Source organism: Ruminococcus sp. J1101004sp1_RTP21198st1_B9_RTP21198_201120, assembly GCF_040924245.1.
GTDB lineage: Bacteria > Bacillota > Clostridia > Lachnospirales > Lachnospiraceae > Blautia_A > Blautia_A faecis.
Genome location: NZ_JBCOMI010000009.1, coordinates 1 through 15,364, shown reverse-complemented (window position 1 = coordinate 15,364; position 15,364 = coordinate 1). Strand labels below are relative to the sequence as shown.

At 38.7% G+C, this 15,364-nt stretch carries 18 protein-coding genes and 1 riboswitch; of the genes, 17 read left to right on the top strand and 1 reads right to left on the bottom strand.

All coding sequences use genetic code 11. The annotated features are described in order from the left end of the window. Window position 1 precedes the first annotated feature (1 nt). The 14 genes from AB5618_RS07505 (at window position 2) to AB5618_RS07440 (ending at window position 10,061) form a co-directional block, all read left to right on the top strand. Window positions 2-187 (top strand): hypothetical protein, encoded by a 186-nt coding sequence (locus AB5618_RS07505; RefSeq protein WP_330602548.1) that lies wholly within the window; start codon window positions 2-4, stop codon window positions 185-187. Window positions 188-201: 14 nt separating this feature from the next. Further along, on the top strand, window positions 202-591 hold the full coding sequence (locus tag AB5618_RS07500) for a DapH/DapD/GlmU-related protein (RefSeq protein WP_330602547.1): 390 nt from the start codon (window positions 202-204) through the stop codon (window positions 589-591). Between the two features lie 2 nt (window positions 592-593). Next, on the top strand, window positions 594-1,136 hold the full coding sequence (locus AB5618_RS07495) for a flavodoxin family protein (protein WP_368366636.1): 543 nt from the start codon (window positions 594-596) through the stop codon (window positions 1,134-1,136). Between the two features lie 283 nt (window positions 1,137-1,419). Continuing rightward, window positions 1,420-1,917, top strand: a complete 498-nt coding sequence (locus tag AB5618_RS07490) for a flavodoxin (RefSeq protein ID WP_330602546.1) — start codon at window positions 1,420-1,422, stop codon at window positions 1,915-1,917. A gap of 16 nt (window positions 1,918-1,933) precedes the next feature. After that, a complete protein-coding gene (locus tag AB5618_RS07485; RefSeq protein ID WP_368366635.1) occupies window positions 1,934-2,317 on the top strand; it encodes a MerR family transcriptional regulator in 384 nt (127 codons plus the stop codon). Between the two features lie 5 nt (window positions 2,318-2,322). Beyond that, window positions 2,323-2,829 (top strand): flavodoxin, encoded by a 507-nt coding sequence (locus tag AB5618_RS07480; RefSeq protein ID WP_368366634.1) that lies wholly within the window; start codon window positions 2,323-2,325, stop codon window positions 2,827-2,829. A 182-nt stretch (window positions 2,830-3,011) separates the two neighbouring features. Further along, a complete protein-coding gene (locus AB5618_RS07475; protein WP_243880188.1) occupies window positions 3,012-3,395 on the top strand; it encodes a DapH/DapD/GlmU-related protein in 384 nt (127 codons plus the stop codon). Window positions 3,396-3,399: 4 nt separating this feature from the next. Further along, a complete protein-coding gene (locus AB5618_RS07470) occupies window positions 3,400-4,239 on the top strand; it encodes an aldo/keto reductase (RefSeq protein WP_368366633.1) in 840 nt (279 codons plus the stop codon). Window positions 4,240-4,544: 305 nt separating this feature from the next. Beyond that, a complete protein-coding gene (locus AB5618_RS07465) occupies window positions 4,545-4,970 on the top strand; it encodes a GNAT family N-acetyltransferase (protein ID WP_129976200.1) in 426 nt (141 codons plus the stop codon). A gap of 27 nt (window positions 4,971-4,997) precedes the next feature. After that, window positions 4,998-5,876, top strand: coding sequence for a LysR family transcriptional regulator (locus AB5618_RS07460; protein ID WP_148462888.1), 879 nt, complete (start codon window positions 4,998-5,000; stop codon window positions 5,874-5,876). Window positions 5,877-6,002: 126 nt separating this feature from the next. After that, window positions 6,003-6,473: a flavodoxin gene (locus AB5618_RS07455; protein WP_368366631.1), complete on the top strand. Its 471-nt coding sequence runs from the start codon at window positions 6,003-6,005 to the stop codon at window positions 6,471-6,473. 28 nt (window positions 6,474-6,501) lie between these two features. Continuing rightward, window positions 6,502-7,269, top strand: a complete 768-nt coding sequence (locus AB5618_RS07450; RefSeq protein WP_368366630.1) for a carboxymuconolactone decarboxylase family protein — start codon at window positions 6,502-6,504, stop codon at window positions 7,267-7,269. 10 nt (window positions 7,270-7,279) lie between these two features. Continuing rightward, the gene (locus AB5618_RS07445; protein ID WP_148462907.1) at window positions 7,280-8,284 is read left to right on the top strand and encodes an aldo/keto reductase; all 1,005 of its coding nucleotides are present in this window, start codon (window positions 7,280-7,282) and stop codon (window positions 8,282-8,284) included. A 523-nt stretch (window positions 8,285-8,807) separates the two neighbouring features. Next, window positions 8,808-10,061 carry an ATP-binding protein gene (locus AB5618_RS07440; RefSeq protein ID WP_055182611.1) on the top strand — a complete coding sequence of 418 codons (1,254 nt, stop codon included), beginning with the start codon at window positions 8,808-8,810 and terminating at the stop codon, window positions 10,059-10,061. A gap of 103 nt (window positions 10,062-10,164) precedes the next feature. Here the strand turns inward: AB5618_RS07440 and AB5618_RS07435 are convergent, their stop codons facing one another. Further along, a complete protein-coding gene (locus AB5618_RS07435) occupies window positions 10,165-10,431 on the bottom strand; it encodes a transposase (protein WP_368366629.1) in 267 nt (88 codons plus the stop codon). Between the two features lie 592 nt (window positions 10,432-11,023). Here AB5618_RS07435 and AB5618_RS07430 point away from each other — a divergent pair. The 3 genes from AB5618_RS07430 to AB5618_RS07420 all read left to right on the top strand — a co-directional run bounded on the left by AB5618_RS07430 (window position 11,024) and on the right by AB5618_RS07420 (window position 14,891). Then, window positions 11,024-11,224, top strand: coding sequence for a hypothetical protein (locus tag AB5618_RS07430; RefSeq protein WP_118577825.1), 201 nt, complete (start codon window positions 11,024-11,026; stop codon window positions 11,222-11,224). Between the two features lie 134 nt (window positions 11,225-11,358). Continuing rightward, window positions 11,359-11,434: riboswitch (cyclic di-GMP riboswitch) on the top strand. Between the two features lie 174 nt (window positions 11,435-11,608). After that, a complete protein-coding gene (locus tag AB5618_RS07425; protein ID WP_368366628.1) occupies window positions 11,609-14,476 on the top strand; it encodes a transporter substrate-binding domain-containing protein in 2,868 nt (955 codons plus the stop codon). Between the two features lie 70 nt (window positions 14,477-14,546). Further along, window positions 14,547-14,891, top strand: a complete 345-nt coding sequence (locus AB5618_RS07420) for a transporter substrate-binding domain-containing protein (protein ID WP_243249349.1) — start codon at window positions 14,547-14,549, stop codon at window positions 14,889-14,891. Window positions 14,892-15,364 lie beyond the last annotated feature (473 nt).

Genomic DNA, 15,364 nt, shown 5'->3' with positions numbered 1-15,364 from the left:
TATGACGTGTGAAGAATATTTGAGTAATATGAAGCCCGGATATATCGTAGATGGTGGAAGTGAAGAACATTTGGTTATGCATGAGCTGTCTCAAAGGGCATTAAAGATAACGATGGAGCTGAATAACAAATATCATACAAAAGAAGAAATTATACAGCTTATGTCGGAACTTACCGGACAAAAATAGATGAAAGTTTTGGAATGTTTCCTCCGTTTTATACAGACTGCGGACGAAATATCCATATAGGTAAAAATGTTTTTATTAATGCAGGATGTAAGTTTCAGGATCAGGGTGGTATTTATATAGAGGATGGAGTCCTGATTGGACATAATGCAGTATTGGCAACGATCAATCATATGGAAGATCCCGAGAAAAGAGCAGGTATGATATTTCAGCCGATTCACATCGAAAAAAAAGTGTGGCTTGGAGCAAATGTAACGGTTCTTCCGGGGGTTACGATTGGTGAAGGTTCGGTCATTGCAGCCGGAGCAGTTGTAACAAAAGATGTTCCGGCCAATATGATTGCGGCAGGAGTGCCTGCGAAAGTTATACGGAAGGTTAAAAAAGACACTGAAAAAGGAGAAATTTAATCATGGCAAAAAAAGTATTGATCATATCGACAAGTCTTCGAGGAGGCAGCAATTCTGATATACTTGCAAATGAGTGTGCAAAGGGAGCAAAAGAAGCCGGGCATGATGTGGAACTTCTTTCTTTGAAAGGAAAAGATATAAAATATTGTATCGGTTGTCTATCCTGTCAGAGGAATGGGATGTGTGTACTGAAGGATGATGTTGCAGATATTATGGCAAAAGTAAAGGATGCGGAGGTCATTGTCTATGCAACACCAATTTATTACTATGAGATGTGTGGCCAGATGAAAACACTTCTTGATAGATTGAATCCTTTATATTCGACAGATTATTCATTCAGAGATATTTATATGATTGCAACTGCCGCTGAGAATGATGAAAGTGCATTTGAAAAAGCCTACAATGGTCTGCAAGGCTGGGTAGACTGTTTTGAAAAAGCTTGCTTGAAAGGCATGGTCGGTGGCGGTGGAATTGATGCTGCAAATATAGCTGCAAGCCATGCTGATGTGATGAAAAAAGCATATGAACTTGGAAAGAAATTATGAGTTTGAAAAGAGTACTGTTATTTAGTCTGTGTATATTAGTTTTATCTGGGCTTGTAGGATGTAGAGAAACAGAAATTACCGTCAAATCGGAATTGTGCGCCCAGATAAGGGCGAGTAGTCTAGCAGGTGGAATGCCTGTCTGGTAAGGTCTAACCAACCGCCAGTAGCGAGTCTTGGGTCTTCCACAGTCTGCGTCATACCAGCGTTTATGAAGAAAAAATCAAAAGCTCTTGACTTGGAGTTAACTTCAAGTAGTATGCTAATCGAAACAGGAGGTAAAAAGATGAAGAAATTACTGATTATATATTATTCATGGTCAAATGGAAACACGGAAAGAATTGCAAAAATGCTGCAGAGTGAGACTGATAGCGATATTCTAAAAATAGATACCGTAGTTCCATATACTGGCAGTTATGATGATGTGGTAAATCAGGGACAGAATGAAGTGCAGCGCGGATACGAACCTGAAATTAAACCGCTGGATATCAATATTGCAGATTATGATGTCATCGCAGTTGGGACACCTACATGGTGGTACACAATGGCTCCGGCTGTAAAAACATTTCTGCACCAACAGGATTTTACCGGAAAGACAGTAGTACCTTTTATGACAAATGGTGGCTGGCCAGGGCATGTAATAAAGGATATGAAAGCAGCCTGCAAAGGCGCAAATGTGGTTTGCGATATGCAGATACAGTTTGATTCTACAGGTGGAAGTAATCTGGAGACACCTCAGGAACAAATTAATGAATGGATACAGAGTGTGAAAAATCTTCTTTAAATTGTGGAGGAAGAATATGACAATAAAAGAAGTGTCAGAAAAATATGGTATTTCACAGGATACCCTCCGTTATTATGAGAGGGTTAATGTGATTCCTAAAGTTACAAGAACATCCGGAGGAATTCGGGATTACCAGGAAGAAGATCTTAGATGGGTTGAGCTTGCAGTATGTATGAGAAATGCAGGACTTCCCATAGAAAGTCTAATTGAATATCAAAGGCTATTTAGGGTGGGAGATTCTACAATACCTGCGAGACTTGAGTTGTTGAATGAGCAGATGGATATTCTTCAGAAGCAAAAAGAGCAGATAGAGGAAACTATGGACAGGCTTTCTTATAAGATATCACGGTATGAAGAAGCAGTGAAAACAGGAAAACTGGTATGGACAAAGGAGGAATAGTACAAATGGCAAAGCTGGTAGCATTTTATTCAAGAGCAGATGAAAATTATTTTGGCGGTTCCATGAAATATATTCAGATTGGCAATACTGAGAAAGCTGCAAAAATGATAGCTGATATGACAGGAGCAGACCTTTTCAAAATCGAGCAAAAGATTCCCTATGCCGCTGATTATAATACCTGCATTGCACAGGCAAAAGAGGATAAACAGACAGGAAAACGACCAGAGATACTAAATCTGCCACAGGACATAGATCAATATGACGAGATTTATCTTGGATACCCGAATTACTGGGGAACCATGCCAATGGCTGTATATACTTTTCTGGAAAGTTATGATTTTACAGGAAAGAAAATTCATCCATTCTGTACGCATGAAGGAAGCGGATTGTCAAATACGGAGAGTGATATTAAAAAAAGTGCAAAAGGTGCAGTGACTGAGAAAGGCATTGCGATACATGGAAGCAGCGTAGATCAAGCGAAAGATGTACTTGAAAGATGGATACAGAAATAGAGGTTAGAAAAATGGAATGCAAGGAAATACGTGTTGATGTAAGAACTGCGTCAATAAAAGAAAGTACAGAAGGGCAACGTCAGACAAAAATATTATTTCAGCTTAATCATACAATGCCTTTTACTGATGAATATAATCATTTATTAAAGGAATTGTTTGGAAATAACCTAGGAGATGGGAGTATGATATCACCACCGCTTAATGGAGCATGTGTTGGAAGCGTAAAGATTGGCAGGAATGTATTTATCAATTCTAATCTTCTTGCAATGGCAAGAGGTGGAATAACGATTGAAGACAATGCTATGATTGCTGCAAATGTACAGCTTATTTCCAATAATCATGATCCATATGATTTGTGTACTCTGACTTGTAAGCCTGTTCTGATAAGAGAATATGCCTGGGTAGGAGCTGGAGCTACGATACTTCCGGGAGTATGTATCGGAAGACACGCAATTGTGGGAGCTGGATCTGTAGTGACAAAGGATGTACCGGATTATGCAGTAGCAGTTGGAAATCCGGCAAAAGTAATAAAAATGCTTGATAAAGAAAAATTTCAGGAGGACTAAAAAGATGGAAAATATGAAGTTGAATAACAATTTGGAATGTCCAATGCTTGGACTAGGAACTTTTATGTTATCACCAGAGGATGCCTACACAAGTACATTAGAGGCATTAAAAATGGGATATTCCCTAATTGATACAGCAAATGCTTATGTAAATGAGCGTGCAGTTGGAAGAGCAATCAAGGATAGTGGAATTGACAGAAAAAATATATTTCTATCAACAAAAATATGGGCTAGTGAATATGAAAATGAGAATACTGTAGAAGAAACTCTAGAAAGACTTGGTGTTGATTATGTGGATTTACTTTATATACACCAGCCTGCAGGCAACTGGCTTGCCGGATACAGAATGCTTGAAAAAGCGTATAGAGAGGGCAAAGCGAAATCCATTGGTATCTCGAATTTTGAAGGAAAATATATGGAAGAGTTGGAAACAAAGTGGGAATTTGTACCTCAGTTTATTCAGGCGGAAGCACATCCATATTTCACACAGAAAGAACTTCGTGTAACTTTAGACAAATATGGAATTAAGCTTATGAGCTGGTATCCGCTGGGACATGGAGATACAGCATTAATGAATGAGTTGGTATTTGCAGGACTTGGCAAAAAATATGGAAAAACACCTGCACAGGTTATTCTCCGTTGGCATACTCAGATGGGATTTGTTGTAATTCCTGGAAGTAAAAATGCAGAACACATTAAGGACAATATGGATATCTTTGATTTTGCATTAACAGATGAAGAAATGGAACAGATTGCAAAGCTGGATAAGAATGAAAGATATTATCACCGCACGGATGAACAGCTTGTACAGTTTGCAAACTGGAAACCAGAGTTTGAAAAATAATATGGAGAAAATAGTATGAGCAAAAATGATGTATGGATATCAAGTGAAACGTCTGTTATGAAGAGGGTATGGGGAGATCTCCATCAAGATAAACCCCATAGGTTGACGGGAGGCCAAATGGCAATACCGTTAAACATGGGTGGATCTTGCTCTTATTTGTATCCCTCTATATAACGAAACGCTCAGAGGCTGTTTTACAGTGGGGGAAAAGAAAAATATCAAAAAAATGATGATTAATGGTGAGCTTGTGATAGAATAGATAAAAGAGAAAAGCATAAAGGATGTTGTTGTGGAGAATATTTGTTATGATTAGAAAGTTGCTGAACAGAGATATCGATAGAGTCGCTGACATATGGTTAAAGACAAATCTGAAAGCACATTATTTTATTTCCAATCAATACTGGAAAAGTAATTATGAATTAGTGAAAGAAATGCTGTCACAATCCGAAGTTTATGTGTTTGAAGCAGATAAAATGATACAAGGATTTGTAGGACTAAATGATGAATATATCGAAGGTATTTTTGTCTCTGATGAAATGCAGTCATGTGGCATAGGTAAGCTTTTATTGGATTATATTAAGGATAAAAAAGTCAGCTTACGATTAAATGTATATCAGAAGAATGCCAGAGCAATTTCTTTTTACCAAAGAGAAGGGTTCATTATTCAATGTGAAGGTTTGGATGAAGATACTGGTGAAAAAGAGTACACTATGCTATGGAAACAAAAATAGAAATCGGAAGTTGTGGGAATAAAAAATATGGAATTAAGACTATTGCGCTATTTTCTGACAGTAGCAAAAGAACAGAGCTTTACAAAAGCAGCAGAACAATTGCATATTACCCAGCCAACGCTTTCCAGACAAATGGCAGCATTTGAAGAGGACCTGGGAATAACATTATTTATTCGAAACGGAAAGAAAATATCGCTTACTGATGAAGGAATTTTATTAAAAAGGCGTGCCCTGGAGATTCTTAATCTTGAGGAAAGAACGCTTGAGGAACTGAAAGGAAAAGAAGAGGTTGTAGAGGGCACGATAACCATTGGATGCGGTGAATTTGCAGCGGTGGAGACATTGGCGGAGATATGTAAAACATATAAAGAAAAATACCCGCTGGTTCAGATTGTATTGCATACTGCAACAGCAGATGCAGTGTATGAGATGATGAACAAAGGACTTGTAGATATTGCATTATTCATGGAGCCGGTGGACACCGAAGGGCTGGATTATATCCGGATCACAGATTGCGATCACTGGTGTGTTGGAATGCGGCCGGATGATCCGCTGGCAGAAAAAGAGTTTATAAGAAAAGAAGATCTTATTGGAAAACCATTGATCCTGCCGGAAAGAGTAAATGTTCAAAGTGAACTTGCCAATTGGTTTGGAAAAGACTTTTCGAAACTGCAGATTGCTTTTACAAGTAATCTTGGAACGAATGCCGGAGTTATGGCAGCAAATGGACTGGGCTATCCGGTATCCATCGAAGGTGCTGCAAAGTATTGGCGGGAGGATATTCTTGTACAGCGAAGAATTTCTCCTGAAATCACAACAAGTACTGTGATTGCCTGGAGACGAAACATTCCATATTCTCTGGCGGTCAGTAAAATGATAGAAGAAATAAATGCTTTTCAGGCATAGAATGGAATTCAATATAAGCATTAGACATAATAAAAATATCAGGTATAAAATAGATGTATAAGAGAAATTCAAATCTTATACATCTATTTTTATACGAAAAATTCGCAAAGAAAGGGGATTTTTATTATGAGTAAAAATTTAGTCGCATTTTTCAGTGCAAGCGGGACAACAAAAAAAGTAGCAGAAATGATTGCAGAGGAAGCAAAAGCGGATTTATTTGAGATTGAGCCAAAAGTTCCATATACAAAGGCTGATCTTGACTGGATGAATAAAAAATCCCGCAGCAGTGTGGAAATGAGTGATAAGAAATACAGACCGGAGATTATGAAGAAAAAGGTGGATATGAGTTCTTATGACGAGATCCTTCTGGGATTCCCAATCTGGTGGTATGTAGCTCCGACAATTGTCAATACATTTTTGGAAGCCTATGATTTCAGTGGCAAAAAGATTGTGCTCTTTGCAACATCCGGTGGAAGTGGATTCGGTAATACTGTAAAGGAATTACAGCCATCTGCACCGGATGCGGTTATCACAGAAGGCAGCCTGTTAAACCGTGGAACAAAAAAGGAAATCAGTGAGTGGGTAAAATCTTTATAAATAACAGTGCTATGGAGGTATACAGAAAATGGGAAAAATAGTACAGACAGCAGGAAGAAATGCACTTGGTGAATTTGCACCGGAGTTTGCACATTTTAACGATGATGTCCTTTTCGGTGAAAACTGGAATAACCAGGATATTGACGTAAAAACAAGAAGTATCATCACAGTGGTTGCTCTGATGGCTTCCGGAATTACAGATTCTTCTTTAAAATATCATCTTCAAAATGCAAAAAATCATGGTGTAACACAAAAAGAGATCGCCGCAGTAATCACACATGTCGCATTCTATGCAGGATGGCCAAAAGCATGGGCTGTTTTCAATCTTGCAAAGGAAGTGTGGGAGACAGGCGAAGGAGATTTGCCATACGAAGAGGAAGCGATGCGGGCGCATGCAAAAGAGATGGTATTTCCAATTGGTGCACCAAATGATGGCTTTGCACAGTATTTTTCTGGCAGAAGTTTTCTTGCACCGATCTCCACTTCTCAGGTTGGCATTTTCAACGTGACATTTGAACCCGGATGCAGGAATAATTGGCATATTCATCATGCAAAAAGCGGTGGCGGGCAGATCTTAGTATGTGTAGCCGGCCGAGGGTTTTATCAGGAAGAAGGCAGGGATGCGGTAGAAATGAAACCGGGTGACTGTATTAACATTCCGGTAGATGTAAAGCACTGGCATGGGGCCGCTCCGGATGAATGGTTTTCCCATCTGGCAATTGAGGTGCCGGGAGTGGATTGTTCCAATGAGTGGTGTGAGGCGGTATCGGAGAAAGAGTACGCTGGATTAAGATAAGGAGAGCACTATGGAATACGGTAAACTCGGAAATACAGATATAGAAGTGTCAAAATTATGTGTGGGCTGCATGAGTTTTGGGAAAGCTGGAACCATGCATGACTGGACGTTGGATGAAGCTGAAAGTGAGAATGTTATCAAGCATGCACTTGATTTGGGATATAACTTTTTTGATACAGCAAATGGATATTCAGCAGGAACAAGTGAGGAATATTTAGGTAAAGCATTGAAGAAAAATGTAGCGAGAAATCAGGTTGTGATTGCATCCAAGGTATATTTTAATGAAGGTCGTTTATCAAGACAGGCAATCATGAGGGAAATAGATGGAACTCTGTCACGTCTTGGAACCGACTATCTTGATTTATATATCATCCATAGATTTGACTATGATACACCAATTGAAGAAACTATGGAGGCACTGCACGATCTGGTAAAAGCAGGAAAGGTCAGGGCACTTGGTGCATCTGCCATGTATGGATATCAGTTTTATAATATGCAGTTAGCCGCAAGAGACAATGGATGGACACCATTTTCTGCGATGGAGAATCATTATAATTTGCTTTACAGAGAGGATGAGAGAGAATTGCTACCAATTTGTAAGCAAATGAAAGTTTCGTTAATGCCGTATAGCCCTCTTGCAGCCGGACATCTGGCAAGACCACAGTGGAAATCAGAGTCTCTTCGTGGAACCACGGATAGGGTTGCCATGGGAAAATATGATAAGACTGAAGCGGAAGACATACAGATAGTTAAACGTGTAGCGGAGCTTGCCGAAAAGTATAACTGCAAAATGTCCCAGATAGCCATTGCATGGCAGTGGGCAAAGGGAATTCTATCGCCTATTATTGGGGCAACCAAAACGCAGTATCTGGATGATTCAGCTGGAGCATTTGACATTAAATTAACTGCCGAAGACCTTGCATATCTTGAAGAGCCATATGTTCCACATGAGATAGTTGGTGCAATTGATAAAAATCCGGCGCAAGGTGTTATTTTGCTTGATGAAAAGAAATAAAGTTTCAGTAATCATAGAGTGTATGAATCGGAGAGGTTGTAGACGAGCATACACATGGAATGGATTTGTGGAAATGCTCAAGTATTACCCGTTAGCAAAACCTAAAACGTACTATTTATTGTTTATATTGAAGCGAATGTTACTATGAGGAGCCGTATGCGGGAAAGCCGCACGTACGGATCTGTGAGGGGCTAAGATTGAGAGGTCTTAGTCTACTCGACTGTTGAACTGAATCCGAAAAGTATTAGGGCGCAGAGGAGATAGAATCCTTTGCGTAAAAGACTAACGAACATATTTAATGAAACATCGGAACCATCTTCTTTTTGTTGTTTACCTATAATAACGATTGGAGTAGTCGATTATAGACACTGCAATCAAAAAAATCTGAAAATATATTTATTAACATTACATAAAAGTGTGTAGATGCACATAAAATGGGAATACATATTGAAATTCAGGTCGTTCTGTGATAGAATCTCATTACTAAAAAGTGTGTAGATGCACGGAAATGGGGAGTGTAACGATGGAGATTAAAAGAGACGCTTACCTACAGCAGCTGATCGAGCGAAAAGATAATGGAATGATAAAGGTGATTACCGGCATTCGTAGATGTGGCAAATCCTTTTTGCTATTTACCATCTTTAAGAGATACTTACTGGAGAACGGCGTTGATGTTGATCATATTATTGAAATTGCATTGGATGGTATTGAGAACGAGGAATTAAGAGATCCCAAGGTATGCTTCAAGTACATCAAGGATGCCATGAAAGACGACGGGAAGTATTATCTCCTTTTGGATGAAGTGCAGTTCATGCCACGATTTGAGGAAGTGCTGAACAGCCTGCTACGCATGAGCAATATTGATGTGTATGTCACCGGAAGTAATTCCAAGTTCCTGTCCAGCGACATTGTGACCGAATTCCGTGGCAGAGGTGATGAGATTAGAATCTACCCTCTCTCCTTTGCAGAGTTTTATTCTGTTTATGACGGCGATTATGATGATGCCTGGGATGACTACATGATCTACGGAGGATTGCCGCAGATCGTAAGTTTCCAGAGCGAACGACAGAAAGCGGATTATCTGAAGAACATCTTTGCAAATGTCTATCTGAAGGATGTTATTGAAAGAAATAAGATTCAGAACGTGGATGAGATTGGGATTCTGGTTGATGTGCTTGCATCTGCAATCGGCGCACCGACCAACCCTTCAAAGATTGCCAATACCTTTGCCAGTGAGCGCCAGATGACTTATGCTAATAAAACCATCTCCAAGCATATCGACCATTTGACAGATGCCTTTTTGATTTCCAAGGCAAGCCGATACGATATTAAGGGCAGAAAGTATATCGGTGCAAATCTGAAATACTACTTTACTGATCTGGGACTGAGAAATGCACGTCTGAATTTCAGACAGCAGGAGCCTACTCATATCATGGAGAACATTGTTTATAACGAGCTGCTGATCCGTGGCTACAATGTTGATGTGGGTGTCGTGGATATCTTCGATAAGGATAAAGAGGGAAAACGTGTTCGCAAGCAGTTGGAGGTTGACTTTGTGGTGAATCAAGGAAACCAGAGATACTATATCCAGGTTGCATATGACATGACTTCGGAAGAAAAACAGACGCAGGAGTTCAATTCTCTGCGTAATATCCCGGACTCTTTCAAGAAGATCGTCATTGTAAATGGCAGCAAAAAGCCTTGGAGAAATGATGAAGGTTTTGTCATCATGGGAATGAAGTATTTCTTGCTGAATGCGAATAGTCTGGAATTTTAAGTCGATTTGAGTTGTTGCTGTGGTGTTGTTCTATTTCAAAAAAGAGTGAAATGATATAAATAAGGCCACGGCTGATTTCGTGTTGGAACAGCCGTGGCTCAGTTTATTTTTTTATCCGTACAAACGAGACTGTTCCGCAGATTATGTAGAACAGACAGAGTACGATTCCGATAGTGAGAACATCAGATGCATAATTACCAGAACCACGAACAGGAATATCACTTGATTCCCGGAAGTCTTTCAGCCATTTTGTTAATGTGCTGTATCCGATGCCAAGATTTTCTGCACATCCACGTACTCCGAGATCTTTGTGATCCTGATAGTACTGGACTGCATCAAGTTTAAATTGTTTGTCATGTTGCTTTGCCATATGAGATCCTCCTTCAGCATGCCTCTATTGTATCATGCTTATGTGTATTTGGAATTTCTCATTTTGGCTTGTACTATTTATATTTTAGCACCATTGTGTTTCACAGTTTCCGACATATAAGTGTTACCTATAAGTTTAAGCTGAACGGCGGTGATATAAAGGCGGTACAGGGAGATTCCTTTTATAACAGGAAGAATCTGAATCCGCAGATCCATGATACAGAAAAGAGGACGATGATGGCAGGCTTATTTTTTGTTTGAGTGTTCAAACTTCTATGTGACAAACGTAACTGTCTGTGATATTATAAAAACGATATAAGCGAAAATGACTTTTGCGGAAACGAAAGTATCTTTATATTTTTTTATCCGTATACTTCCTATAATGAGAATGAATACTTGCAAAGTTGATTACTAATATTTTTTCGTTATTACAGGTACAATAAGAACATGTAATAGCGGAAATGAGGTATAGTTACTTGCAGATAGAGAAGTATATTGCGGATAAAATAACATCTTTGTGTGAAAAGTGTGATATCAGTAAATATAGATTATCGCAGCTGTCGGGAATTTCCTAGTCATCACTGGGAAGAATCATGGCGCAGGAAAACCTGCCGTCGCTGATCACACTTGAAAAAATATGTACAGCTTTGGGCGTGACATTATCACAGTTTTTTCAGGAAGGTAATTCAGAGAATCTGACAGAAAAACAGAAAGAAGTTTTAAGGATATGGAACAATCTGAGTACAAATGAGCAGGAAACAGTGATGTCAATGCTGCGTGGTCTTCGGAAGTAGAAGAACAGTTTGAGTATATGTATCGGCTGTTCTTTTTTTGTTTTTTGTCGTTAAAACGGTAATGTTTTCTTGTGTATACTAGAGCATTAAAGTATAATGAAATCAGTTTTTTTGCATAAGTATTAAAGCTATAATAAGAAAATCGGCAAACCAGATGAAAGTCTGGGACGCAAAGCTACAGGGCCTGTAAAATGGCAGCCAGTTGCATGAAATGAGGTGCACTGTCTGTTTGGCAGTGCTTTTTTATGGTAGAGCACTTGAATAAGTAATACAGAAGCTGTTTGGAAAAATATTGTGAAAAATAGCGGGGAGGTTATTGATAATTAATGAATGTAAAATTAAAATCTGGAAGCAAGCAACTGTAGCCTAGAGGAGGGGAGAAAGATGAAGAAGTGCAAATTAGTACAGAATATAATGAATTTCAAATTTTGTTACATTATATTTTGCACAATTATATGTTTTATTGTTTTATCCGTTCCTACATTTGCCAAAGAAAACTCTGACAATGTTATCCGGGTAGGATCTTTTGAGGAAACTTATAATGTAGTCAATGAAAAGGGAGAAAGAAGCGGCTATGGTTATGAGTATCTTCAAGATATTGCAGGTTATGCAGGATGGACATATAAATACATAACAAGTGATTGGAAAAACTGCTTTACACAGTTGGAAAATGGAGAGATTGATATTCTTGGTGACATTTCCTATACAGACGAACGTGCTGAAAATATGCTTTTTTCCGATATGCCTATGGGGGAAGAGAAATATTACATCTATACGGATGCATCCAATAGGGATCTTACAGCAGGAAATTTGGATTCTTTTGAGGGAAAAAATATTGGTGTGTCTAAAGATAATATAGTGGAGGATGTGCTTAATGAATGGGAATCAAAATATGGTCTGCATACGCAGCATGTCAATGTTTCTAATACCACAGAAATTATGGACAAACTGTCGAAACATGAAATTGACTGCTTCGTTTCGGTAGAAGAATCCCGTTGGGAAGAATCGGATATTTCACCGCTTACAAGTATTGGAGAGACAGAAATCTATTTTGCCATAAATCCCAAACGTCCGGATATCAAAGAAGCACTGGATAGTGCTATGCGCAGAATCAAGGATGACAATCCATTTTACACTGATGATCTCTACAGGCGTTATCTTTCTGCACAGAGCAGCTCGTTTCTTTCAAAAGAAGAAAGGGAGTGGATCGGGCAGCATGGAGCAATCAGGATAGGGTATCTGAATCAGGATGGAGGTATCAGTAGTGTAGATCCATCAACAGGTAAACTGACAGGTGTTATCACAGATTATGTGGATCTTGCCCAAAATTGTCTGCAAGGTCAGACTCTGGAATTTGAATTAAAGGGGTATGATACAAGAAGTGAACTGCTTCAGGCATTGCAGGATAGAAAAATAGACCTGATTTTTCATGCAAACCAGAATCCATACTTTGCAGAAACAAATGGATTTGCTTTGTCGGATACGCTATTGACTCTCAATATGGCAGCAATTACGGCAAAGGATTCTTTTGATGAAAATAAAGAGAATACAGTTGCCGTTGAAAAAGATGATTTTGCATTGAAAGCATATCTTTCATACAATTATCCGCAATGGAAGGTTGTGGAATATGAGACATCAGATGCAGCAGTAAAAGCAATGCAGAAAGGGGAGACGGATTGTATTGTAAGCAATTCAGGTACTGTTTCAGACTATTTGAAAAATGATAAGCTTCATAGTGTTTTCCTGACAAAAGAAGCTGATGTTCCATTTGCTATTCAGCAGGGAGAACCGGTTCTTTTGTCCATTCTGAATAAAACACTGACATCTATGCCTACAACTCAATTTTCAGGTGCAGTAGTTTCGTATAATGCTTCCTCACGAAAAGTTACAGCGAAGGATTTTATTCAGGACAATTTACTGACAGTTTCACTTATCGCTGGAATTTCTTTTTTCGTTGTTCTGTGTATAATTCTTGATTCTTTGAAAAAATCAAAACGTGCGGAAGAAAAATCCAAGAAGTCTGCTGAGCAGGCATTGAAGCTGAATCAGGAGCTTGAAGAAAAACAGCAGGAATTACAAAATGCACTTGTAGAAGCACAGAGTGCCAATAAGGCTAAGACTTCCTTTTTAAATAACATGTCTCATGACATCAGGACACCGATCAATGGCATTATGGGCATGCTTACAATTCTTGAAAAAAGCGGAAATGATGGTGAGCGGGCAAAAGATTGCCTGAATAAAATAAATGAGTCTTCGAAACTGCTATTATCATTGGTAAATGATGTTTTGGATATGGCAAAGTTAGAATCGGATACCGTGGTTTTTGGTGATGAATCCATCAATCTGGATCAGGTATGTAAAGAAATCACGGAGTCGCTATACTTTCAGGCAGAAGAAAAAGGACTTCATGTTATGGGAGAACATGATGATTACAGTGGTATATATGTTTGGAGCAATGCAGTTCATCTGAAAAAAATATTGATGAATCTGTTTACAAACAGTATGAAGTACAATAAGGTGAATGGTTCTATTTACATGAGTATGAGAACGATTGAAAGATCAGAAGATCACATGACATGTGAATTTAAAATAAAAGATAATGGAATTGGAATGTCAGAAGAATTTATAAAAAATGAATTGTTTACTCCATTTGTACAGGCAGATAATTCTCCACGTTCTGATTATAATGGGACAGGTCTGGGAATGCCTATTGTGAAACAACTTGTAGAAAAGATGGGCGGAACCATAACAGTTGAAAGCAAGCTTGGTGAAGGAAGCTGTTTTACTGTAATACTTCCATTTAAAATTGATACGAATGCACGGCCGGAAGAAAAAGAAGATTTCAATGCAGATATATCAGGTGTCCGGATATTATTGGTTGAAGATAATGAGCTGAATGTGGAAATAGCAGAATTTATGCTGACGGAAAATGGAGCTAAAGTAGAAACAGTGAACAATGGGTTAGAAGCTGTTCAGCATTTTGAAGCTTACGAACCGGGAACATACGATGTTATTTTAATGGATGTTATGATGCCGGTGATGGATGGGCTTACTGCCACAAAAACAATAAGATCCCTGGAACGGCAGGATGCAAAAACAATCCCTATCATTGCTATGACTGCAAATGCATTTAGGGAAGATGCAGAAAAGTGTATGGAAGCAGGAATGAACGCACATCTTGCAAAGCCATTAGATGATAAAACAATCAAACAGACTATATGCGAAGAATTGAGAAGCAGTAGGGACAAGTGAAAATTTATTAAACCAGGAGATTGACAAGGAGATGTATAGAGAAATATATTTGACAGACAGGAGATTTAATATGATTTCGAGAGCAAAGAAATATGTGGCAGTGTTACTGTTTTTTGTATGCGTGTGTATGATATTTTTTCCCCTGACTGCATATGCGGCCGAGGACAGTTCGCAGCATGAAACTGTCAAAGTCGGTTTCTTTGCCATGGATGGTTATCACATGATGGATGAAGAGGGGAACCGCAGCGGTTATGGCTATGATTTCCTTCGGTTGATGGCCTGTTATTGGGATGTAGATTACGAATATGTCGGATACGATCAGAGCTGGGATGATATGCAGCAGATGCTTGAAGATGGCGAGATTGATATGGTAACATCTCTCCGCAAAACACAGGACAGAGAAGAAAAAAACTAATTTCCAGCTGTGGACTATCCCTGTCTGACATCATTAGCAAAATCAATGCAAGGGGAACATAATTAGGATAAAAGCAGACCGGTGGAGAGCAAAATCTCTGCTGGTTTTATATATGAGATCAAATCAGAGCATGTGAGAAAAAAGAGGTAAAATAGTGGTCAAAGCATCTTGCGTAAATGGCAGTATCTGATGTATAATTTAGAAGAAATCTGACAAAGAAAATAGTGTATCACACATTTCATTTCCCGCTTTTAAATGGGCAGGATAGTTGGATTTTATGATTTGAAAAATTATAGATGGAGTTGGCGCTTTATATTAGAAGCGTACAATCATTTTCTCAGAAAATGTAAAAATCCGGAATAATTTTCAATGATCTTATATGAACAGAAATAGTCTGGGAAGGCGCTTTTTTACTGGACTTATAAATGAATAGGTTGTCTCTGTTGGACTAGTCTGAACCTGCATAAAAGTTG

What these genes read in the sequence shown, in the direction of transcription:
- AB5618_RS07505 (WP_330602548.1), top strand. Translation starts at nt 2, where the DNA reads ATGACGTGTGAAGAATATTTGAGTAATATGAAGCCCGGATATATCGTA.
- AB5618_RS07500 (WP_330602547.1), top strand. Translation starts at nt 202, where the DNA reads ATGTTTCCTCCGTTTTATACAGACTGCGGACGAAATATCCATATAGGT.
- AB5618_RS07495 (WP_368366636.1), top strand. Translation starts at nt 594, where the DNA reads ATGGCAAAAAAAGTATTGATCATATCGACAAGTCTTCGAGGAGGCAGC.
- AB5618_RS07490 (WP_330602546.1), top strand. Translation starts at nt 1,420, where the DNA reads ATGAAGAAATTACTGATTATATATTATTCATGGTCAAATGGAAACACG.
- AB5618_RS07485 (WP_368366635.1), top strand. Translation starts at nt 1,934, where the DNA reads ATGACAATAAAAGAAGTGTCAGAAAAATATGGTATTTCACAGGATACC.
- AB5618_RS07480 (WP_368366634.1), top strand. Translation starts at nt 2,323, where the DNA reads ATGGCAAAGCTGGTAGCATTTTATTCAAGAGCAGATGAAAATTATTTT.
- AB5618_RS07475 (WP_243880188.1), top strand. Translation starts at nt 3,012, where the DNA reads ATGATATCACCACCGCTTAATGGAGCATGTGTTGGAAGCGTAAAGATT.
- AB5618_RS07470 (WP_368366633.1), top strand. Translation starts at nt 3,400, where the DNA reads ATGGAAAATATGAAGTTGAATAACAATTTGGAATGTCCAATGCTTGGA.
- AB5618_RS07465 (WP_129976200.1), top strand. Translation starts at nt 4,545, where the DNA reads ATGATTAGAAAGTTGCTGAACAGAGATATCGATAGAGTCGCTGACATA.
- AB5618_RS07460 (WP_148462888.1), top strand. Translation starts at nt 4,998, where the DNA reads ATGGAATTAAGACTATTGCGCTATTTTCTGACAGTAGCAAAAGAACAG.
- AB5618_RS07455 (WP_368366631.1), top strand. Translation starts at nt 6,003, where the DNA reads ATGAGTAAAAATTTAGTCGCATTTTTCAGTGCAAGCGGGACAACAAAA.
- AB5618_RS07450 (WP_368366630.1), top strand. Translation starts at nt 6,502, where the DNA reads ATGGGAAAAATAGTACAGACAGCAGGAAGAAATGCACTTGGTGAATTT.
- AB5618_RS07445 (WP_148462907.1), top strand. Translation starts at nt 7,280, where the DNA reads ATGGAATACGGTAAACTCGGAAATACAGATATAGAAGTGTCAAAATTA.
- AB5618_RS07440 (WP_055182611.1), top strand. Translation starts at nt 8,808, where the DNA reads ATGGAGATTAAAAGAGACGCTTACCTACAGCAGCTGATCGAGCGAAAA.
- AB5618_RS07435 (WP_368366629.1), bottom strand. Translation starts at nt 10,431, where the DNA reads ATGGCAAAGCAACATGACAAACAATTTAAACTTGATGCAGTCCAGTAC.
- AB5618_RS07430 (WP_118577825.1), top strand. Translation starts at nt 11,024, where the DNA reads ATGGCGCAGGAAAACCTGCCGTCGCTGATCACACTTGAAAAAATATGT.
- AB5618_RS07425 (WP_368366628.1), top strand. Translation starts at nt 11,609, where the DNA reads ATGAAGAAGTGCAAATTAGTACAGAATATAATGAATTTCAAATTTTGT.
- AB5618_RS07420 (WP_243249349.1), top strand. Translation starts at nt 14,547, where the DNA reads ATGATTTCGAGAGCAAAGAAATATGTGGCAGTGTTACTGTTTTTTGTA.